Origin of the sequence: Actinomadura sp. 7K507 (genome assembly GCF_004348425.1) — a bacterium.
Lineage (GTDB): Bacteria > Actinomycetota > Actinomycetes > Streptosporangiales > Streptosporangiaceae > Spirillospora.
Genome location: NZ_SMKK01000198.1, coordinates 1 through 18,416, shown reverse-complemented (window position 1 = coordinate 18,416; position 18,416 = coordinate 1). Strand labels below are relative to the sequence as shown.

General features: G+C 72.3%; 23 protein-coding genes and 1 pseudogene. 12 read left to right on the top strand and 12 right to left on the bottom strand.

Features of this window, described 5'->3' with window-relative positions:
• Positions 1-360: serine hydrolase (locus E1285_RS33580; RefSeq protein WP_165966862.1), on the top strand; the 360-nt coding region annotated here is incomplete at its 5' end.
• Positions 361-519: 159 nt separating this feature from the next.
• Here the strand turns inward: E1285_RS33580 and E1285_RS33575 are convergent.
• Together E1285_RS33575 and E1285_RS33570 are read right to left on the bottom strand one after the other, a co-directional pair.
• The gene (locus E1285_RS33575; protein WP_132158608.1) at positions 520-1,329 is read right to left on the bottom strand and encodes an SDR family oxidoreductase; all 810 of its coding nucleotides are present in this window, start codon (positions 1,327-1,329) and stop codon (positions 520-522) included.
• A complete protein-coding gene (locus tag E1285_RS33570) occupies positions 1,326-2,015 on the bottom strand; it encodes a hypothetical protein (RefSeq protein ID WP_132158607.1) in 690 nt (229 codons plus the stop codon). The genes E1285_RS33575 and E1285_RS33570 overlap by 4 nt, the downstream gene beginning before the upstream one ends.
• A 100-nt stretch (positions 2,016-2,115) precedes the next feature.
• Between E1285_RS33570 and E1285_RS33565 the strand changes: the two genes are divergently transcribed.
• The gene (locus E1285_RS33565) at positions 2,116-2,775 is read left to right on the top strand and encodes a TetR/AcrR family transcriptional regulator (protein ID WP_207947004.1); all 660 of its coding nucleotides are present in this window, start codon (positions 2,116-2,118) and stop codon (positions 2,773-2,775) included.
• Between the two features lie 226 nt (positions 2,776-3,001).
• On the opposite strand, the gene E1285_RS33560 is transcribed toward E1285_RS33565, so the two are convergent.
• Complete coding sequence (locus E1285_RS33560; RefSeq protein WP_132158605.1) at positions 3,002-4,168, bottom strand: tyrosine-type recombinase/integrase; 1,167 nt, start codon at positions 4,166-4,168, stop codon at positions 3,002-3,004.
• Between the two features lie 117 nt (positions 4,169-4,285).
• Here E1285_RS33560 and E1285_RS33555 point away from each other — a divergent pair, with 117 nt between their 5' ends.
• On the top strand, positions 4,286-5,668 hold the full coding sequence (locus E1285_RS33555) for a hypothetical protein (RefSeq protein ID WP_132158604.1): 1,383 nt from the start codon (positions 4,286-4,288) through the stop codon (positions 5,666-5,668).
• A 97-nt stretch (positions 5,669-5,765) separates the two neighbouring features.
• Here the strand turns inward: E1285_RS33555 and E1285_RS48310 are convergent, their stop codons facing one another.
• The 4 genes and pseudogenes from E1285_RS48310 to E1285_RS45895 form a co-directional block, all read right to left on the bottom strand.
• Positions 5,766-5,954, bottom strand: coding sequence for a helix-turn-helix domain-containing protein (locus E1285_RS48310; protein WP_279510114.1), 189 nt, complete (start codon positions 5,952-5,954; stop codon positions 5,766-5,768).
• A pseudogene (locus E1285_RS48305) lies at positions 5,940-6,287 on the bottom strand (recombinase family protein); the annotation flags it as partial. The gene E1285_RS48310 and the pseudogene E1285_RS48305, both read right to left, overlap by 15 nt.
• 535 nt (positions 6,288-6,822) lie before the next feature.
• A complete protein-coding gene (locus E1285_RS33545) occupies positions 6,823-7,590 on the bottom strand; it encodes a VOC family protein (RefSeq protein WP_132158603.1) in 768 nt (255 codons plus the stop codon).
• Positions 7,591-7,944: 354 nt separating this feature from the next.
• Entirely contained in the window at positions 7,945-8,634 is a 690-nt protein-coding gene (locus E1285_RS45895; protein WP_165966861.1) for a hypothetical protein, read from the bottom strand.
• A 159-nt stretch (positions 8,635-8,793) separates the two neighbouring features.
• Here E1285_RS45895 and E1285_RS33535 point away from each other — a divergent pair, with 159 nt between their 5' ends.
• The 3 genes from E1285_RS33535 to E1285_RS33525 all read left to right on the top strand — a co-directional run bounded on the left by E1285_RS33535 (position 8,794) and on the right by E1285_RS33525 (position 10,822).
• The gene (locus tag E1285_RS33535) at positions 8,794-9,054 is read left to right on the top strand and encodes a hypothetical protein (protein WP_207947002.1); all 261 of its coding nucleotides are present in this window, start codon (positions 8,794-8,796) and stop codon (positions 9,052-9,054) included.
• 236 nt (positions 9,055-9,290) lie between these two features.
• Positions 9,291-9,830: a DUF1062 domain-containing protein gene (locus tag E1285_RS33530; protein WP_243723227.1), complete on the top strand. Its 540-nt coding sequence runs from the start codon at positions 9,291-9,293 to the stop codon at positions 9,828-9,830.
• A 266-nt stretch (positions 9,831-10,096) separates the two neighbouring features.
• Positions 10,097-10,822 carry an alpha/beta hydrolase gene (locus E1285_RS33525; protein WP_132158600.1) on the top strand — a complete coding sequence of 242 codons (726 nt, stop codon included), beginning with the start codon at positions 10,097-10,099 and terminating at the stop codon, positions 10,820-10,822.
• A 157-nt stretch (positions 10,823-10,979) separates the two neighbouring features.
• On the opposite strand, the gene E1285_RS33520 is transcribed toward E1285_RS33525, so the two are convergent.
• The gene (locus E1285_RS33520) at positions 10,980-11,477 is read right to left on the bottom strand and encodes a pyridoxamine 5'-phosphate oxidase family protein (protein WP_132158599.1); all 498 of its coding nucleotides are present in this window, start codon (positions 11,475-11,477) and stop codon (positions 10,980-10,982) included.
• A gap of 284 nt (positions 11,478-11,761) precedes the next feature.
• On the bottom strand, positions 11,762-12,139 hold the full coding sequence (locus tag E1285_RS33515; RefSeq protein WP_132158598.1) for a MerR family transcriptional regulator: 378 nt from the start codon (positions 12,137-12,139) through the stop codon (positions 11,762-11,764).
• A gap of 86 nt (positions 12,140-12,225) precedes the next feature.
• On the opposite strand from E1285_RS33515, the gene E1285_RS33510 reads away from it, so the two are divergent.
• Genes E1285_RS33510 through E1285_RS33505 form a run of 3 tightly spaced genes read left to right on the top strand, consistent with a single transcriptional unit; the run spans position 12,226 to position 13,552 of the window.
• Positions 12,226-12,828: an NAD(P)-binding domain-containing protein gene (locus E1285_RS33510; RefSeq protein ID WP_243723226.1), complete on the top strand. Its 603-nt coding sequence runs from the start codon at positions 12,226-12,228 to the stop codon at positions 12,826-12,828.
• Complete coding sequence (locus tag E1285_RS47750) at positions 12,825-13,124, top strand: hypothetical protein (RefSeq protein ID WP_243723225.1); 300 nt, start codon at positions 12,825-12,827, stop codon at positions 13,122-13,124. The genes E1285_RS33510 and E1285_RS47750 overlap by 4 nt, the downstream gene beginning before the upstream one ends.
• Positions 13,121-13,552 (top strand): PPOX class F420-dependent oxidoreductase, encoded by a 432-nt coding sequence (locus tag E1285_RS33505; protein WP_132158597.1) that lies wholly within the window; start codon positions 13,121-13,123, stop codon positions 13,550-13,552. The genes E1285_RS47750 and E1285_RS33505 overlap by 4 nt, the downstream gene beginning before the upstream one ends.
• 86 nt (positions 13,553-13,638) lie before the next feature.
• On the opposite strand, the gene E1285_RS33500 is transcribed toward E1285_RS33505, so the two are convergent.
• Positions 13,639-14,616, bottom strand: coding sequence for a YafY family protein (locus tag E1285_RS33500; protein ID WP_132158596.1), 978 nt, complete (start codon positions 14,614-14,616; stop codon positions 13,639-13,641).
• Between the two features lie 110 nt (positions 14,617-14,726).
• On the opposite strand from E1285_RS33500, the gene E1285_RS33495 reads away from it, so the two are divergent.
• Positions 14,727-15,146, top strand: a complete 420-nt coding sequence (locus E1285_RS33495) for a VOC family protein (RefSeq protein ID WP_132158595.1) — start codon at positions 14,727-14,729, stop codon at positions 15,144-15,146.
• An 84-nt stretch (positions 15,147-15,230) separates the two neighbouring features.
• Here the strand turns inward: E1285_RS33495 and E1285_RS33490 are convergent, their stop codons facing one another.
• Positions 15,231-16,691: an MFS transporter gene (locus E1285_RS33490; RefSeq protein WP_243723224.1), complete on the bottom strand. Its 1,461-nt coding sequence runs from the start codon at positions 16,689-16,691 to the stop codon at positions 15,231-15,233.
• A 171-nt stretch (positions 16,692-16,862) separates the two neighbouring features.
• On the opposite strand from E1285_RS33490, the gene E1285_RS33485 reads away from it, so the two are divergent.
• Both E1285_RS33485 and E1285_RS33480 read left to right on the top strand, forming a co-directional pair.
• The gene (locus tag E1285_RS33485) at positions 16,863-17,318 is read left to right on the top strand and encodes a MarR family transcriptional regulator (protein ID WP_132158593.1); all 456 of its coding nucleotides are present in this window, start codon (positions 16,863-16,865) and stop codon (positions 17,316-17,318) included.
• A 139-nt stretch (positions 17,319-17,457) separates the two neighbouring features.
• Complete coding sequence (locus tag E1285_RS33480; protein WP_132158592.1) at positions 17,458-18,078, top strand: hemerythrin domain-containing protein; 621 nt, start codon at positions 17,458-17,460, stop codon at positions 18,076-18,078.
• Between the two features lie 28 nt (positions 18,079-18,106).
• On the opposite strand, the gene E1285_RS45890 is transcribed toward E1285_RS33480, so the two are convergent.
• The coding region (locus E1285_RS45890) for a hypothetical protein (protein WP_207947000.1) at positions 18,107-18,416 on the bottom strand (310 nt) is incomplete at its 5' end.

Genomic DNA, 18,416 nt, shown 5'->3' with positions numbered 1-18,416 from the left:
GCCTTCTGCACCATGATGCTGAACAAGGGCCGCCACCCCGCAGGACGCGTCCTGTCGCGTCCGTCGGTCGAGCTGATGACCACCGACCAGCTCACCGCTCAGCAGAAGGCCGACAACGCCGTCTTCTTCGAAGGCAACAGCGGCTGGGGCCTCGGCGTCGGCGTCATCACCCGCCGCGACGACCTGGCCTCGGTCCCCGGCCGCTTCGGATGGTCCGGCGGCACCGGCACGTCCGTCTACACCGACCCGTCCGAGGACCTCATCGGCATCCTGCTGACCCAGCGTGAGATGGGCTCCCCGACACCGCAGCCCTGGTTCCGCGACTTCTGGACCACCGCTTACCAGGCCATCGACGACTGAATCCCGCCCGACACCGCCGTGGCCCGAGACTCGCAGCGAGCACGCCCTGGCGTCACCGCATGAACTCCGCCGGGGCGGCGACCGGGCCGAGCCGCCGTGCCGGCCCGGCCCGGGGGCCGCTCCGGCCGTCAGATGTCAGGTCGCCCGTCGGCGCCCTGATCATGGCCCGGCGCGGTCGAGGTAGGCCTTGCGCTGGTCTGCGTCGTAGTCGCCGGGCGGGCGGTGGCGGGTGACGACCCGTTTGAGGGACTCCACAGCGGGTTCGGGGAAGGCCTGCTCAAGGGTGCCGACGGGAGCGAGCCAGCGCGGCACGGTGACCTCGCGGCGGCCGTGCCGGGCGCTGCGGACGATCGCGGCGGCGACGTCCTCGGGGACCAGAGTCGGCTGCAGGTCGAGGGAGACGCCCGCGGTCAGCTCGGTCCGCGTGGCCGCGGGCAGGATCGTGGTGAGGGTGACGCCGGTCCCGTGCAGTTCTGCGCGCACCGCCCGCGACAGGGCGACCACGGCGAACTTGGTGGCGCAGTACACCGCGATCCCCGGTGTGGTCACCTTGCCCGCCATGGACGCCACGTTGACGATGTGCCCGCGCCCGCGCTCGGTCATGGCGGGCAGCGCGAGATGCACGCCGTTGACGACCCCGGTCAGGTTGATGGCGATCTCACGATGGTGACCGGCCAGTGCCTGGTCGGCGAAAGGCCCCATCCGCATGATCCCGGCGTTGTTCACCAGCATGTCGACCGGCCCGTCGGCGCGGGCGGCGTCCAGGAAGGACTGGAAGGAGATCGGGTCGGTGACGTCCAGGGGGTGTCCGGCGACGCCGAGTTCGGCGGCGGTCGCGGCGACCGCGTCGGCGTCCAGGTCACCGATCCACACCCGCGCGCCCCGCTCGGCCAGCAGCGCGGCGGTGGCCCGGCCGATCCCCCGGGCTCCGCCGGTCACGCACACGACCGCGCCGTTCGGGTCGATCATGCCTGAAGCCCGGCGACCGGCTCGCGCAGCGCGAAGTGAGCGATGGTGCGGACCTGGCCTCCGCGCATGGTCAGCAGCGCGCGGCCCAGGTACAGACCAGGGACCAGCTCGACGAACTCGTCGCGGGTGCGTTTGATCGGGAACGTGCGCAGGCTGGGGTTGCGGTACTGCGCCACACCGTAGTCCAGCGCCACGACCGGGATACGCGGCTCGACCAGCCCGGTGCCCGGCGCGTAGTCGAAATCAAACCCCTCCATCGCGTCGCCGACCCTGCGCAGCCCGCCGTAGGCCGGCGCGACCACCCGCATCGCGTACCGGGCCAGCGGGATCAGCCGGTTGAAGCCTTTCCCGGACGCGGCGTCGAAGGTCTTGCCCATCCAGGTCGGGTTGATCGCGATGAGCGGGTTCGCCAGGACCGTCTCCGGCACCCCGAACAGCCGGCCCACGATCAGCCCCTCCAGCTTCCCGTCGATCTCTCCCGGGGCTTTCCCGCGGGAGAACAGCGCGGAGATCGCGGCCCTGTCGTCCTTGCGCGACAGCTCCCGCAGGTACTCCCACCCCGCGACGCGGGCACGGGAGGGCGCGTGGACCGCGAGCTCCCGCAACTCGTCCAGCAGCGAATCTCCCGACCCCGCCGTATCGCCGGCCGGGCGGGGCGCGGCGGTGGGGGCACGTCCAGCGTTCACATGAACCTCCAGGTTCACCTCTATGATCTGGTACTTTTTTGTACCAGATCATGGATGGGTGCTGTCAATGGCGAGCCCACCGGATGCGAGCATGGAACGCGTGGCAAACGAGACGGCTCAGCAGCGCGCCTACGGCGGCCAGTCCGGGGACGACCGCAAGGCCGGACGGCGCCTGCGCCTCATCGACGCGGCCCTCACAGCCATGGCGTCCGGTGAATGGCGGTCCGCGACCGTCGCTCACCTTTGCACCGCCGCCGCGCTCAACAAGCGCTACTTCTACGAGAGCTTCACCAGCCTCGACGACCTCGCCTCAGCCGCGATCGACCAGATAGCCAACGAGGTCGGCCACGCCGCCCTCACCGCCTTCGCCGCATCCGACGGCCGCCCCCTGCACGAGCAGGCCCACGCCAGCATCAGCGCCGTCGTGCACGCCCTGGCCGACGACCCCCGCAAAGCCCGGGTCCTGTTCGGCGCGACCGCCGGGCCGCCGGAGGTCACCCGGCACCGCACCACCGTCGTCCAGGGACTGACCCGGATCCTCCTCGATCACGCCCGCACGATCCACGGCGTCGAACTCGCCGTGGACAGCCTCGCCCGCGTCGCCCCCCCGTTCGTCGTCGGAGGCACCGCCGAGACCATCCTCGCCTGGGTCAACGGCATCCTCGAGGTTCCCCTCGACACCCTCATCAACGACCTCACCACCCTGTGGCTCATCACCGGCAACGGCGCCGCCCAGCACGCCCGCCACCGCAGCTCATGAACAAGACCGCGAACACCGAAGGCCGCCCGCCGCAGCGACCGGCCGCCTCCGCCGGTCAGCAGCTCCTTCATCGCCGCCAGCCCCCGCTGCGCCTCGGCAGTGGCGCCGAACCGGCTGACCGTGGTCAGGGTCCGTGGTCACGGTCCGAGAAACCCGCCATCGTCGAGATCTTCGCCGCGAGCCGCGCTCGCGGCTGGCCGTCGGGGTCGGCGCCGGGCGGCGGACCTCAACGTTCCGCGGACTTGTCGGCATGCTGGACACGGCCCGAGGTGGTGCGGTGGCCAGCGAGGATGCGGGTGAGGTCGGTGACGGGGGAGGAGGCGAGCTTGTGGTTGGTGTCGTCGTAGCCGCGGGTGGTGCGGGGGTCGGCGTGCCCGGCCAGGTCTTGCACCTTGGCGAGGGGGACGTCGTTGCCGAGCAGGGTGGTGATGACGGTGCGGCGGCCGCTGTGCGGGCTGAGCCGGGCGGCGGCGGGTAGCCCGGCCAGTGTGGCCTGTCGGCGCAGGATATTGGTGACGTCGCGTTGGGTGAGGCGCTTGTCGCCGGTCTTGGCCCGGTCGTAGGGGTGCGGGGTGGTGGCCAGCAGCGGGCCCGCTGGCGCGACGCCGTCGGGGTGGCGGCCGGCGCGGACGGTCAGGTAGGCGTCCAGGACCCGGCACAGTTCGCCGTCCAGGCGGACGTAGTCGCGGCCGTCGGGCCCTTTGCCTTTGGCGCGGTACCACAGCACCCGGTACCCGGCCTCGGTGCCCAGGTCCGCCAGGTCCGCGCCGGTGAACGCCGACACGCGCAGCGCGGTGTAGAACAGCAGCGCGACCACGGCCGCGTCGCGCCAGGCGGCCTCGGTGCCCCGGTCGACGGCGCGGCCCTCCGCGGTGTCGAGCAGCTGGGCGGTCTCGGCGACGCTCAGGGTGGGCGCCTTGCGCGCGGACGCGGCGATCTGCGCGCTGCTCGGCCGCCTGACCAGCAGGGTCGGGTTGCGGTCGGTGACGTCGTTGGACTGCAGGTAGGTGTACCAGGACGACACCGCCGCCAGCCGCCGCGCCCGGGTCGAGGCGCTGGCCGGGCGTGACCGGCCGGCGACGGTGACGGTCATGGACGCCGACCAGTCGTCGATGTCCGCGCGGCGCGCCGCCCCCGGATCCAGCCCGGTGCGGGCACAGTAGTCCAGCCAGCCGGCCAGGTCGCGGTAGTAGCCGCGGCGGGTCGCCTCGGTGCGTTGACTGCGCAGCCAGGCGGCGGTCAGCAGCCGCAGGCCGTAGCGGTCGCCCGGCTCGTCGGGCGGCAGCGCCGGCAGCAGGGCCACGGCATGCCCGAACGGATCAGGCGCCAGGCCGCTGTGCGCGCCCGCGTCCGCCATGACACCGCTGCCGGACCGACCGCCCTTGTTGATCATGCACACCAGGATAACCGTAATTATCCCGGAACCTCAACCAGACTCAGATTACGCGTTTCGCGTGTCGCGTTATCCGCCTAACGCTGCGCGCAGCGAAAAATCCTCTAGAGTGGCCGGGTGAGCAGCGAGACGAGCAGCGAGAACGGCGCCACCGGCGACTCGGCGGACCCCGCGGCGGTCACTCGACCGGCCGGCGGGCCGCCCGGCGGCACCCCGTCCGGGCCCTCTCCGGCGGCACCGGGCACGACGCCGACCGCTCCGGAGGATTCGGTCGGCGGCGGATTGCCCGCACGGCCCGGGGACCTGCCCGGCGGCGCGGCCGCGCCGCCGTCAGCGCCCCCGGCCGGTCCCGTGGTCGACCCCGGTGCTGAGCGCGACGGACAAGCGGACGGGCAGGTGGCGGCCGGGACCTCAGGGGCGGCATCGGCGGGGGAGTGCGGCCTGGCCGGCTGCACCGAACCGCTCCCGGCGCGCGGCCGCGGCCGGCCCGCCAAGTACTGCAGCAAGGCGCACGCCGACCAGGCCAGCCGGGACCGGCGCGCGGCCGACGCCGCCGCGGTCGACGAACCGCTCCACCAGGCCGAAGCGCTCGCTCAGCGGGTACCAGCGGCCATCAGCGCCCTGCAGGATCAGTTGACCGAGCTGAAGGGCTTCCTCGCCGAGGCCCAGGAAGGAGCGCTGTCGCGGGTGCAGCGGGCCGAGGCCGAGGCGACCGCGGCCGCACAGGCCGAAGCCGACGCCGACGCCCGCGCCCGCGCCGCCGACCAGGCGCGCAAGGACGCGGTCGCCGACGCCGAGGCCGCCCGCACCGCTCAGCGGGCCGCCGAGCAGGCCGCCGCCCGCGACCACGCGGCCCTGGAGCAGGTCCGCGCCGACACCGCCGAGGCCATCGCCGCGCACCAGAGCGCCCGCGACGCCGCCCGCGAAGCCCAAGCCACCGCCCAGGCCGCCCGCGACGCCAAGGCCGCCGAGCTCCGCGACACCCGCGACGCCCACGAACAGGAACGCGCCCGGTTCGAGGCGACCGCCCGCCGCCAGGCCGACCACGTGCAGACCCTCCGGAACGAACTGGCCGACAGCACCGCAGCACTCGCGACCGCCCGAGAGGCGCTGGCCGCCGCTCACGGCGAGGCCCGCGCCCAGCTGGCCAGGGCTGAGGCCGCCGAACAGGCACGCGAGGAGGCGATACGGCACGGACACGAGACCGCCGCTCGCGCCGAGGCCCTGGAACGTCGGCAACAAGACCTCCAGTCCGCCGCCGAGCAGGCTGCTCAGCAGCTGGTCACCGCCCAGAGCGCGCTCGCCTCCCAGCAGGCCCTCGGCGACCGACTCGAAACCGACCTGGCGGCCGCCCGCGCCGAAGCCGCCACGCAGCGCGAACGCGCCGCCCGCGCCGAAGCCTCGACAGCGCCCGGCCGCCCGGTCACCTCCCATGACCAGGACAACCAGCAAGACGACGAACCCAACGAATCCAACGCCCCTCCTCCTCGCACGAGCTGAGGGGACTCGGCAGCTGCCGCCCGGACGGCACCCTCGATGGGGCGCTGGTAAGGATCGTGTCACCAGGTGCAGACGAGCCAGGCGCGTGATCTGGCGATCAGTCCGTTGAGCTGTCGTGCCGTTGGAGTGTCCGGTACACCGTGGTGCGGGAGACCGTGAACAGTTCGGCGAGGTCGGCGATGGTGTATTCGCCGGTGCCGGCCACGCGGACGAGTTCGCGCCGTTGTTTGGGTGAGAGCTTGGGCTGTTTCCCGTGGAGCTTGCCTTTCGCTCTTGCCACAGCCATGCCTTCGCGGGTGCGCATCCGCAGTAGGTCGACTTCGAACTCGGCGAATGTGGCGAGGATGTTGAAGAACATCTTGCCCATGGGGTCGGTGGGGTCGTAGACCTGTCCGCCGAGGGAGAGCTTGATGCCGCGGGCGGCGAGGTCGTCGCCGATCGCGCGGGCGTCGGGCACGGAGCGGGCCAGCCGGTCGAGTTTCGGGACGACCAAGGTGTCGCCGACCCGGACCGCGGCCAGCGCCTGGTCAAGGCCGGGGCGGGCACGGTTGGTGCCGGTTAACCCGTGGTCGAGGTAGACCCGCTCCGGTGATACGCCGAGTTCGATTAGCCGCTGTTGCTGGGCGGTGAGGTCTTATTCGTCGGTGGAGCGGCGGGCGTAGCCGATCATGGTCTCGGGCATGGCCCGGAGTGTACGGTTAGCCCCCGACAATCGGGATTTTCACCGTACGGGGTATCTGCAACACGGCAGGTCACGGTCAGGGCGATCGGGCTGCGCCGCTACCGAGTGTACGTAAGGGGTTCCTCAGCGGACGCAGTTCATGTTGCTGCTACCAGTGTCGTTCTCCGAACCTCGCCGTCATCCGCATCGATCCCATCGGGCATTACCTCGCCGCAGCAAGACCGTCCAAGGGACAGCAACATGAGACCCGTTGTGACGATGATCACAGGGCCGTGTCGGGTACGGCGACGATCCGGGACCACGGCGGTGATCGCCCGTGTGATTGAAGCAGGCGATGCCGATGGGCGGTGCAGGCACGTCCACCCTGACTATGGTGCCTGGCCGACCTCGGTCTCACCTTGTCGAGGAGGTCCACACCGACGACATCCACGCGTCTTGCCGAGCTCGACCACTCGGCGAGCTGACCGCCGGTTCAGCTCGTCATCGCCGCACCCACATCGAACTCCGTGCCGAACGGGTCCGTGATGTTCGCGACCCGCCCGTAGATCATGTCGTAGGGCTCGGCCGAGGTCCCACCCGCGTCGACCGCTCGCCGCGCCGCCGCATCGGCGTCGTCCACCTGGAACAAGGTCCCCCAACGGGACTTCGTGGCCTTCGGGTCACCGGCGATGCCGCCGATCTCGTGGCCATCCGGTCTGCGCAGGAACGTGAAGTCGAGCTCGGGCATGTCCGGGTTGGCATCCAACGTGTAGCCGAAGACCGCGACGTAGAAGTCGCGCGCGGGCCCGGATTCCGCGGTGACCAGGTCGTTGCGGAGCAGGGCGTTCGGCTCGTTGACGATCTCGCAGCCGATGTGGGCACCGGCCTGCCACAGTCCACACTGCGCACCGGTGGTGTCCTTGATGATCGCCGTCCGGCCCTGGTCCAGCACGTCCATCGGACCGGTGATGATCGAGCCGCCCGCGTCCCGCGCTCGGGCGGCCGCGGCGTCACAGTCATCCGTCGCGAAGTAGACGTTCCACCAGAAGTCCGTGGCGTCGGGATCGGGGTTCGGCCTGATGGCCGCAACGGGTCTGCCCCGTAGCAAGCACTGGGTGTAGTGGCCGAACTCCGCCGGTCCCACATCGAACTCCCAACCGAACAACGCGCCGTAGAAGGTCATCGCGCGGTCGAGATCCGGGATGCCCAGGTCGATCCAGGTCGGTGTGCCAGCCGGCTGCGTGGTGGTCAGCTCGCTCATCGTCTCTCCTTGTCGTGTCCCCATCTTGTCCCGCATGACCCCGGAACCTAAAGCACCGGTGTAAACCCAGCTCACACCGACGTGGGCTGCCCCCTCCGTCACTTGCACTTCGGGCCAGTTTCGGGAGTTCCGGGTCCTCCCCGTGCCCGTGCTCGCCGGCGGCGACCGCACGGATCCCGGTATTGGTGCCGTACCCGTAGATCGCCAACAGCAGCCGCTCGGCCAGCACATGCTCAGGCAGCCTGCCCCGGCCGGCCACCGAAGTGACAGCCTGCAGGCAGCCGGTGCGCAGCACCGCTTCCTTGAGCATGTCGATCAGCGGCACCGTGCCCCACCGCGCCTGCACCGCCTGCTTCAACCTGCGAAGGTTCCGCGGCTCCGCCGCGGCGTCGATTGGGGTGAGCTTGATCGCGCCTGCCGCCCGGTCGCTGACCTCCAGCCAGTCACAGGCAGGCAGCGCCTCGTCGAGGGCGTCCAGTTCGCTGCGCATCTCCTCACGCAGCTCCTCGATGAACGCCGTGGGGTCCAGGGGTTTGCGGAGCGCCTGCAGTGCTCACCGCGCCGGTCCTCGAAGTCGGTCGGCAGGTCCTCGGCCGGGTTGCGCCACTTGTCCGCGCCGACGACCCAGATCTCCTTGCACCGCAGCTGCTCCCGCAACGCCTGGAACGTGCACACCTCATAGACCATGCGCACCACCCGCCGCCGACCACGGGTATCGGTCTTGTACACCAGCGCGTCCCAGTCCGCGCCAAGCCCGCGATGGGTCGGGATGTGCTCACCGACCGGGTAGTAGTGCAGGTTCCCCGCGCTGGCGTGCCGGGCTACCAGGTCCACGGCGTCCAGGACCGGGCGGTGCGTGGTGTTGTTGCTGCGGAACTCCAACACGTCCAGCAGCTTGATCAACCCGGTCCGGTAGTGGTTCGTGTACGACGCCTTCAGCGTGGCCTTCACCGTCCGCTGATACGTCGGACCAGAGGACTTGAACTCCGCGACCAGGTCCTGCAGCATCGCCCGCGGCGCGACCGGGAACACGGTGTCCCGCACCAGCCGGTCTCCAGCACGTTCCTTACCGACACCCCTCGATCGGGCGGCGTATGTGTTCCGCCTGCTCCTGGTGCGCCTGACCCGAACACGTCCCCTCAGAAATCCTCGGCCGCGTCGTCAGTTCTGTAGCCCCTCGCCACCCGCGGAAGGATGACGACCATGACCGACGCCAGACCGCTGGGCGACGACGGGGCCGCGCTCATCGCGGCGGCCCGCTCGGACGACACGGCACGGTTCGCGGTCATGAGGGAACGCTACCGGCGTGAGCTGCAGGTGCACTGCCACCGGACGCTCGCGAACTACGAGGACGCCCAGGACATGACGCAGGAGACGTTCCGGCCGGACGGTGCCCTGGACCGGCTCCTCGGCGACACCATCGCCTTCGCGCCGAGAGTCACGGGTTCCCGGAAAACCGTTTGAGGGTCCCTCCCGTGTTCCCCTAGGTTGCCTGCGGCCCCGTCGCAGTGAGGACAGAGGACGAACCGCGTGACACCGCCTGCTCTTCAGACCTGACAACTTCTTCCGCTCACCTGTAGCCGACCCTCCGGTCGGTTCTGCCGGGCTGCCCTCGTGCGCCCGGTCCTACAGCGTTTGAGGCCGCGCGCAATCGGCCTCGTGTCAGGTCTAGAGAGCTCATGTCTTCACAACCTCATAGCGTGCTGCCCTGGGTCGTTCGCCGGACCAGGCTGCCTCTGCTGTCGCTGCGGTGCGCGGACTGCCGGTCGGTGTCGGCCACCACCGGCGAGGGCAGGTTCCGCGTCAACGCCAACGGCAAGCTGCTGGACGTGTGGCTGCTGGTCCGCTGCGTGTCCTGCGACCGGACGAGCAAGCTCACCGTCCACGAGCGGGCACCGGTCAGATCGTTCGATCCGGCCGAGCTGCGCGGGTACCGCGTCAACGATCCGGGCCTGGTGGCGTCCAGGCTGCTGGATCCGCTGCTCGCCCGCCGCAACCGCTTCACCCTGGACTGGACGGGGGCCTGGCGCTTGGACGCCCCGCCGGCACGGCTCGACGAGGGGTGGCCGGTCCAGGTGGAGGTCCGCTTCGAGGATCCGGTGCCGGTGCGCCCGGAGCGGCTCGTCGCGCGAGGACTCGGCATCAGCAGAGCCGAGGTGCAGCGCCGGATCAAATGCGACATTCCGCTGCGCCGCCCGACGATCGCCGACTTCGCCTTCACCGTGATGGCCGGGGACTAGCGGGGATGGTCCCCCGAGCATCCGCGCGCGATCCCCCGTCGAGGGCGGCTCCGGCCCGGCCGCGCCCCGGTGGGCGGCCATGGGGCCTTCGCGAAACCCCGTTGGCGGGCCACGGCGGCCGCTGCTACTTTGCCGGAGGCCGTGCCGGAGAACGAGGAGGTGGTACCCGTGAAAGCAGTATCGACATGGGTGCTCCCCCCGGGGGTCACGGTCGGGCGATAGGTCGTCCGGGAGCGCCGTTCAGAGCACTCGCGGAAGGCACGACCATGCGATTCACCTCCGAGCAGCGCCTCGATGACGGCGTCCTCGAACGCGAGTTCACCCTCGGCGAGATCCCCGGCATCCTGTGGACACCCGCGTCCGCGCCGGCGCCGCTGATCCTGATGGGCCACCCCGGCGGACTGCGCAGGATGCGCCCCCGGCTGGTGGCCCGGGCCCTGCAATCGGCGGAGTTCGGCTTCGCCGCGGCCGCCATCGAGCTCCCCGGGGGCGGCGACCGGCCCGCCTCGGCCGCCGCCGAGGGGGCCCGCGCCGACCTGCGCCGGGCGCTGGAGGCCGGCGAGCCGGTCGGCGCGGAGGTCGTGGACCGGCTCGTCCTCCCGCTGGTCGACAAGGCGGTCCCGGAATGGCAGGCCGCTCTGGACGCACTCCTTTCGCTGCCCGGGATCGGCGGCCCGGCCGGCTACTCGGGGGGAGTGATCTCCATCGGGATCCGGCTGGCGGTGGTCGAGCCGCGCATCTCGGCCGCGGTCCTGTTCGCGGGGAGTTTCGTGCCCCGCACCATGTTCGAGGAGGCCCGGCGGGTCACCATTCCGCTGCACGTCCTGCTGCAGTGGGACGACGAAGGGAACGACCGGCAGGCGGCCCTGGACCTGTTCGACGCCTTCGGCTCCCGGGAGAAGACGCTGCACGCGAACCTGGGCGGGCACACCGGCGTCCCGCGGTTCGCGGGGGACGCCGCGGTCCGGTTCCTCGCCCGGCATCTGAGCTAGCCGCCGTCCGCCCAGGTCGTCCGGCCGGCGGCAGACGGTAGGCGGTGCCGGCCGGACGCCGCTCACCGAGGACAGGCCCCGGCGGAGTTCCAGCAGGCCGGCGGGTCGGGGGACTTCGCCGGGGTCGCCGACGAACCGCGGGAACGGGCGGCGGTGCTCAGGTGCGCTCACGCTCGGCCCGCTGCCGGACCAGTTCCTCGACCGCGCTGGGCAGGGTCGTGTCGAAGTCGATCAGCTTCGCCCACGTCGGGGTCACCACGATCCGGACCATCCCGTCGTAGAGCGAGCGGACCTCGGCCTCCCACTCGACCCGCTGCTCGGGCGTCATCTCGTACGAGCCGTTCATCTGGAGGTATTCGTCCGGGATGCCGTCGACGACGTCCAGCTCGGCCCGGCCGCGGATCAGCAGGATCCTGGGCGGGTGCACCTCGGTGTCGATCGTCAGGGCGACCATCGGGTTCTCGCGCAGAGCCGGGAGCTTCGGGGCGTTCTTCGCGGTGCACATGACGATCTCCGAACCGTTCCAGGTGAACGCGATCGGGACGTTCCGGGGCGTGCCGTCCTTGGCCACGTACGCCAGCCGGGTCACGTCGCGTGCCAGCAGCTCCCGGCTGATCGGCCGGTCCAGAATCTCGGTGATCTCGTCCGCTCGCATGGCCGTCCCTCCAGGGTCGTTGTCGTGAACCGTCCCGGGGACGGAGCCGCCGGCGCGTTCTCGACATCCCCCGGCCCCGAGTTCCCGGAGTTCTTCCCTGGCCGCCACCGTCATGGTGGCCGTGCACACCGCCGAACCCGGCCGCCCTTTCTGGCAGAGGTCCCCGTGCCGGGCGATGAGCTGGTCGGCCAACCGGCGGGCCGCCGCGCCGCCCGCCGGTACCTCCGCCGCCGGACGGGACCTTGTCGCGCTGGGCCTGGTCGCACGGGGCCTGGTCGCACGGGTCACACGGCTGAGGCCGGCGTGGACCCGCGGCGTTCGGTGGCGTCGATGTAGTCGTGCAGGACCTGGCGGGAGCGGGCGAGGGCGTCGATGTGGTCGTCGAGGCCGCGCAGGCGGGCCCGCAGGGTTTCCAGGAGTTCGGGGCAGGGCTCCAGGTCGGGGGCCGCGCCGGTCGCGCAGGGCAGCAGGTACTCGATCTCCTGCGTCGACAGCCCGGCCTGGAGCAGTTTCCTGATCTGGGCCACGGTCACGACGGCGTTGCCGCCGTACTCCCGGTAGCCGTTGGCGCTGCGGCGGGGTTCGAGCAGTCCCTGGGCCTCGTAGTAGCGCAGCTGGTGCGCGTGGACGCCGGTCCGCCGGCTCAGCTCCCCGATCAACACTCTCCAGACCTCCCCTTGACCTTCATACCGGTGTGAACGTTGACGATTCTGGCATGACCACCGAAACACCTGACGAGGAGTACAGAATGCAGAACGACGACGCCGGTGACATGCCGGTGACCGTCATCGGCCTGGGGCTGATGGGGCAGGCGCTGGCCGGGGCCTTCCTGCGCGGCGGACATCCCACCACCGTGTGGAACCGCACGGCGGCGAAGGCCGATCGGCCGGTCGCCGAGGGCGCGACGCTCGCCGCGTCCGCCGGTGCCGCCGCCGCGGCCAGTCCACTCGTGGTCGTCTGCGTCTCCGACTACGGCGCCGTGCGCGAACTCCTCGGCGCGCTGGACGGCGTCCTGGACGGGCGGACCGTGGTGAACCTGACCTCGGGCACATCGGCGCAGGCGCGCGAGATCGCCGGCGAGGTGGCCCGGCGTGGCGGCACCTACCTCGACGGCGCGATCATGGCCGTCCCGCAGGGCATCGGCACGGCGGACGCCGCCATCCTCTACAGCGGGCCGCGGCAGGTGTACGACCTGCACGAGCCGACCTTGAAGACCCTCGCCGCGGGAACCGCGCACCTCGGCGGCGACCACGGCCTGTCGGCGCTGCACGAGGTGGCCGTGCTGGGCCTGATGTGGAGCGTCCTGAACGGCTTCCTGCAGGGGCGGCGCTGCTCGGGGCGGCGGGCGTGAACGCCGCCGCGTTCGCGCCGATCGCGGGCACGGGCATCGAGACCGTGACCGGATGGCTGCCGGGCTACGCGCGGCAGATCGACGACGGCTCGTACCCGGCGCTCGACTCCACCCTCGGCACGCACCTGGCCGCGATGGAGCACGTCGTCCACGAGAGCGAGTCGCTCGGCGTCAGCGCCGAGCTTCCGAGGTTCTTCCAGGCCGTGGCCGGCAGGGCGGCGGCCGACGGGCACGGCGGCAGCGGCTACGCGGCGATGATCGAGCAGTTCCGCAAGCCCGCGGGGACGCGGTCATGACCGGCGCGCCGTTCGAGCCGCGCGAGCTTCTCGCGGGCAGCCGGCTCGGGGTCCTGGCCACGCTCAGGTCGGACGGCCGCCCGCAGCTTTCCCCCGTCATGTCCTTCTACGACCGGGACGCCGGCGTCATCTACGTCTCGATGACCGAGGGACGGGCCAAGACGGCGAATCTGCGCCGGGACCCGCGGGCCGCGCTGGAGGTCACCGGCCCCGACGGCTGGGCGTGGGCCACCGCCGAGGGCACCGCGGTGCTCACCGGCCCCGGCACCGATCCCCGCGGCCCCGAGGTCGAGGCGCTGGTGGACTACTACCGCCTCGCCGCGGGGGAGCATCCCGACTGGGAGGAGTACCGGGCGGTGATGGTGGCCGACCGCAGGGTCCTCATGACGATGACGGTCGACCACGTGTACGGCGAGAAGGTCCGCTGACGGTCCGTGACGGACCGTTCTCCGGGGCGACGGGCCGCCGGGCGCGGCGCGAGGGATTCAGGTGCGTCGCCCCGGGACGTGGCCGGTCAGGGGGTGAAGGGGCGGACGGCGCGGGCGGCGCGGTCGGCGATGGCGGTCAGGTGGCCGGCGAGTTCGGGCGGGTCGAGCAGGGTGTAGTCCATCGGCAGCAGGACGATCCGGTGGGCCAGGAACCGCAGCGAGTCGGAGTGGGTGTGCAGGCGGCATGAGCGGCCGTCGACCGGTTCCAGGGCGCCCTGCCAGGCGGTGACGTGCTCGGCGGCCTCCTCGATCGGGACGTGCAGCAGCAGCCGCGCCCGGATCGTCCCGGACCCGCCGGCGAGGGCGTCCATCGCCCAGGCCGCGGCGTCGGCGCCGCCGGGCAGTTCGCGCTCGGGGCCGCGCACGCCGGTGTGGTGCGGTTCGGTGATCCGGTCGGCGCGGAAGGTGCGCCAGTCGGCGCGGTCCTCGTCGTGGGCGACCAGGTACCAGCGGCGCGCCACGGTGACCAGCCGGTGCGGCTGCGCGAGCCGCCGCGTCTGGCGGCCGCCGGCGGCGGTGTAGGCGAAGCGGACCTTTTCCCGGGTGACGCAGGCGGCGGCGAGCAGCGCCAGGACATCGGGGTCGGCGGGCGGCGGGCCGCCGTCCTGCGGCGGGAGGGGCACCGCCGCCTCGGTCAGCGCGGCGACGCGGCGCCGGAGCCGGTGGGGGAGGACCTGCTCCAGTTTGGCCAGGGCGCGCAGCGAGGTGTCCTCGATGCCGGTGACGGCGCCGGCGGCGGCGGTGCGCAGGCCGATCGCGATGGCGGTCGCCTCGTCGTCGTCGAGCAGCAGCGGCGGCATCGCGGCGCCGGCGGTGAGCCGGTAGCCGCCGGTGTTGCCGTGCGTGGCGTGCACGGGGTAGCCGAGCTCGCGCAGGCGGTCGACGTCGCGGCGGACGGTGCGGGCGGTGACGCCGAGACGCGCGGCCAGTTCGGTGCCCGACCATTCGCGGGGCGTCTGCAGCAGGGACAGCAGGCGGAGCAGCCGTCCGGACGGATCACGCATGTCTCCCATCCTGCCGCCCTAATAGGACCTTCACTGACCTATTGGGTGCCTAGCGTTGTGGGTACCGGGCCGCGGACTCCCTCGCGGCCCACGTCAACGGAGGTACCGCCATGCTGCGGGGATTCGCCACCATCAGCTACTGGGCCGACGACCTGGAGGCCGCCAAGGACTGGTACGCCGAGCTGCTGGGCGTCCAGCCCTACTTCAGTGCGCCGGGACCGGACGGCCGCGCCGGGTACTACGAGTTCCGGGTCGGGGACTACCGGCATGAGCTGGGCCTGATCGACAGCCGGTTCCGGCCCGGCGGCCCCGCGGCCGGACCGGGCGGCGCGGTGATGTTCTGGCACGTGGACGACCTGGCGGGGGCCGTGGAGCGGCTGCTGTCCCTGGGCGCCGTTACGTACGAGAAGATCACCGAGCGGGGCGAGGGGTTCGTCACCGCGTCGGTCGTCGATCCGTTCGGCAACGTCCTTGGCGTGATGCACAACGCGCACTACCTGGAGGTCCTGGCCGCCGGTCCTCGCGGCTGACCGGCGCCGGCGCGCGGAGGCGGCCGCCGATCCGGGCGGGCTCGAGCGGGATCCGCTGGCCCGCCCGCCCGCAGGCAGGGCGGGTCAGGTCATGGACCGGGCGGACTGTTTCGCGGGGGCGGCGTGCTTGGCCGGGCGGCGGGCGGGGCGGCCCGGGATGGCGAGGGTGACCGCCGCGGCCAGCAGGGCGACGCCGCAGCCGAACAGCATGCTGGTGAGGAAGCCCGACTCGGACGGCAGGACGTGCCCGCCCATGCTCGTGGTCATCTCGGCCAGGACGACGCCGACGACGGCGGCCGACACGGTGGTGCCGACGGAGCGCATCAGGGTGTTGAAGCCGTTGGCCGAGGCGGTCTCCGACGCCGGCACCGCGCTCATGATCAGGGCGGGCATGGCCCCGTAGGCGAGGCCGACGCCGGCGTTGCAGATGACGGTGATGACGAGCAGGCCCCACGTCGATCCCATCAGGACCGTCGAGGATCCGTATCCGATCGCGATGATCAGGCTGCCGACGCCCAGGGTGACCTTGGGGGCGGTGGCGGCCGACAGCTTGGCGCCCAGCGGCGAGACCGCCATCATCGTCAGCCCGGACGGCGCCATCCACAGCCCGGCGGCCAGCATCGTCTGGCCGAGGCCGTATCCGGTGGCCTCGGGCAGCTGCAGGAGCTGCATCACGATCAGCGCCTGCGCGTACATCGCGCATCCGACCAGGACCGAGGCCAGGTTGGTGAACAGGACCTGGCGGCGTGCGGTGACGCGCAGGTCGACCAGCGGGTCCCGGGACCGCAGCTCCCACCATCCCCACGCGGGCAGGACGACGGCCGCCGCGGCGAGCAGGCCGAGGGTGGTGCCGCTCGTCCAGCCCCAGTCGGCGCCCTTGGACACTCCCAGCAGCAGGCAGACCAGCCCGGTGCCCAGGCCGAGGGCGCCGATCACGTCCAGGCGTCCCTTCGCCTGCGGGGGCGTGGGGGGCACCAGGCGCCAGATCAGCACGGCGATCATCGCGCTCAGCGCGCTGGAGGCCCAGAACAGGACCCGCCAGTTGGTGTGCTCGGCGACCGCCGCCGCGATCGGCATGCCGAGCGCCCCGCCGATGCCCAGGGACGCGCTGATCAGCGCGATCGAGGTGCCCAGCCGCTCGGGCGGCAGCAGTTCGCGCAGCGCGCTGATGCCCAGCGGGATCATGCCCATGCCGAGGCCCTGCAGCCCCCGCCCGATGATCATCGGGACGACGGTGGCGGCGAGCGCGCACACCACCGAGCCCGCGATCAGCGGCACCGCGCAGGCCAGCAGCATGGTGCGCTTGCCGAGCAGGTCGCCGAGCCGGCCGGTCACCGGGATGGAGACCGCGCCGGCCAGGAGCGTGGCGGTGACGACCCAGGAGGCGTTGGAGGCGCTGGTGTCCAGCATCCGCGGCATGTCGCCGATGAACGGCACCACCAGCGTCTGCATGAGCGCGGCGACGATGCCGGCCGCGGCCAGCACGCCGACGATCCCGCCGGGGCGGACGGCGGGCGCTCGGACGGCGGGCGCGGGGTCGGCCACGCGGATCTCCTTCGGTTTCGGCAGAGCGAACTTGTGTACTGTACATATGATGTGGTCGATACACAAAGCGTGCATGACGCACATCGCGGTGTGGTAGGCATGCTGCCGTGCGCCGGGCGGAGCCGTACCGGCGCGCGGGACCGGGAGACGGGCCGGGGAGGCAGGACCGGGATGGACAAGCCCACGCACCTGATCGAGTACGAGACGATGCTGCTCGGGCGGCATATCCACATGACGGGTCCGCGGGGCAGGCGTGCGGGCGGTCCCATGGACCGCAGCGCCTACATCCTGCTCAGCCGCATCCGGCTGGAGGGCCCGATGTCGATCGGTGAGCTCAGCGAGGCGTTCGGGCTGGACCCCTCCACCCTCAACCGGCAGACGGCCGCGATGCTGCGCGCCGGCCTGGTCGAGCGCATCCCCGACCCGGGCGCGGGCATCGCCCGCAAGTTCCGCATCACCGGCGAGGGCGAGCGGCTCCTGGACGACGAGCGCGACCGGAGCGTCCGGGGACTGGAGAAGGTCCTGTCCGACTGGACCCCCGAGGACGTCGCCGCCTTCGCCGCGTTCCTGCAGCGTTTCAACACCGACATCGAACGCCTCGCGGGCCGCCCCTGGCCCCGCCCGTGACCGCCCGGGACGGCATCGAGAGCGCCATGACCGCCCGCACCTGAGTGCCGGGCCGGCGCGGGCGACGCCGGGGTGTGAAGTGGATCTCTTCCGCCGCCTGAGGTGTCACATCGCACGCCGGCAGGAGGTCTTTGAGTGTATGGGAGCATTCGCGATCCAGCCGCGGGACGTGACCCGCCACGCCTTCCTGCACGCCGCCCATGACGCCTTCCGCCGGGACTTGGACCGGCTCGCGGCGGCAGCGGCGGCCGGCAAGGGCGGGGCCGCGCACGTGCGCGCGGGCTGGGAGAACCTCAAGGACCAGATCCGCCTGCATCACGACCTGGAGGACCGCGTGCTGTGGCCGCGGGTGGAGCGCGCGGTGGCGGGCCGCCGCGCGGAGCGCGCGGTGCTGGCCGAGATGCGCGCCGAGCACGCCCGGCTCGGGCCGCTGATCGGGCGGGTCGACGTGGTGCTGCGCGACGGCGGTGACCTGCCGCTGGCGGTGCGGGACCTGCGCGAGGCCGTCGAGGCGCACCTGCGGCACGAGGAGATGAGCGCGGTCCCGCTGGCGGAGTCGGTGCTGGGCCCCGAGGAGTGGCGGGCGGTGGCCGACGAGGTCGCCGGACGGTGCGCGGCGCTGTTCGTGCCGTGGGTGGTCGACGGGATCGCGCCGGTCGAGCGGAGCCGGTTCCTGACGGCGTTGCCGGCGCCGCTGCGCAAGCGGAACCGGGTGGTGTGGGAGCCCCGCTACCGCAAGCGGCGCCTGTGGAGCCTGTGACCGCCCTCCACCGCAGCCTCCTGCGGCGTCACCAGGGGACGGCGCGGGCGGTGATGTGGTGGTCGGCGGGGTTGTAGTACGTCAGCAGCAGCGCGTTCCGGGTGCTGAGGCCGGGGTGGCCGAAGAGGGCTCGGCACTGGTTGAGGCCGGATCCGTCCGAGCAGGGCACGACGCCGTCGCGCGCGGGGGTCCAGGGGCCTTCGGGAACGGGGGCGCGCCAGAGGCGGAACCGCCCGTCCAGGCCGCGCTGCTCGACCATGACCAGGCCCTTGCCGAGCGCGGAGTAGTCGGCGACGTGGACGAAGAGCGGGGCGGCGCCGTAGACGACGGTGCCGGCG

Bases quoted from the DNA above. Each gene is read 5' to 3' on its own strand.
- E1285_RS33575 (WP_132158608.1), bottom strand. From the start codon at position 1,329: ATGATCGACCCGAACGGCGCGGTCGTGTGCGTGACCGGCGGAGCCCGG.
- E1285_RS33560 (WP_132158605.1), bottom strand. From the start codon at position 4,168: ATGATCAACAAGGGCGGTCGGTCCGGCAGCGGTGTCATGGCGGACGCG.
- E1285_RS48310 (WP_279510114.1), bottom strand. From the start codon at position 5,954: ATGGCTGTGGCAAGAGCGAAAGGCAAGCTCCACGGGAAACAGCCCAAG.
- E1285_RS33545 (WP_132158603.1), bottom strand. From the start codon at position 7,590: ATGAGCGAGCTGACCACCACGCAGCCGGCTGGCACACCGACCTGGATC.
- E1285_RS33535 (WP_207947002.1), top strand. From the start codon at position 8,794: ATGACCGACGCCAGACCGCTGGGCGACGACGGGGCCGCGCTCATCGCG.
- E1285_RS33525 (WP_132158600.1), top strand. From the start codon at position 10,097: ATGCGATTCACCTCCGAGCAGCGCCTCGATGACGGCGTCCTCGAACGC.
- E1285_RS33520 (WP_132158599.1), bottom strand. From the start codon at position 11,477: ATGCGAGCGGACGAGATCACCGAGATTCTGGACCGGCCGATCAGCCGG.
- E1285_RS33510 (WP_243723226.1), top strand. From the start codon at position 12,226: ATGCAGAACGACGACGCCGGTGACATGCCGGTGACCGTCATCGGCCTG.
- E1285_RS33505 (WP_132158597.1), top strand. From the start codon at position 13,121: ATGACCGGCGCGCCGTTCGAGCCGCGCGAGCTTCTCGCGGGCAGCCGG.
- E1285_RS33500 (WP_132158596.1), bottom strand. From the start codon at position 14,616: ATGCGTGATCCGTCCGGACGGCTGCTCCGCCTGCTGTCCCTGCTGCAG.
- E1285_RS33495 (WP_132158595.1), top strand. From the start codon at position 14,727: ATGCTGCGGGGATTCGCCACCATCAGCTACTGGGCCGACGACCTGGAG.
- E1285_RS33485 (WP_132158593.1), top strand. From the start codon at position 16,863: ATGGACAAGCCCACGCACCTGATCGAGTACGAGACGATGCTGCTCGGG.
- E1285_RS33480 (WP_132158592.1), top strand. From the start codon at position 17,458: ATGGGAGCATTCGCGATCCAGCCGCGGGACGTGACCCGCCACGCCTTC.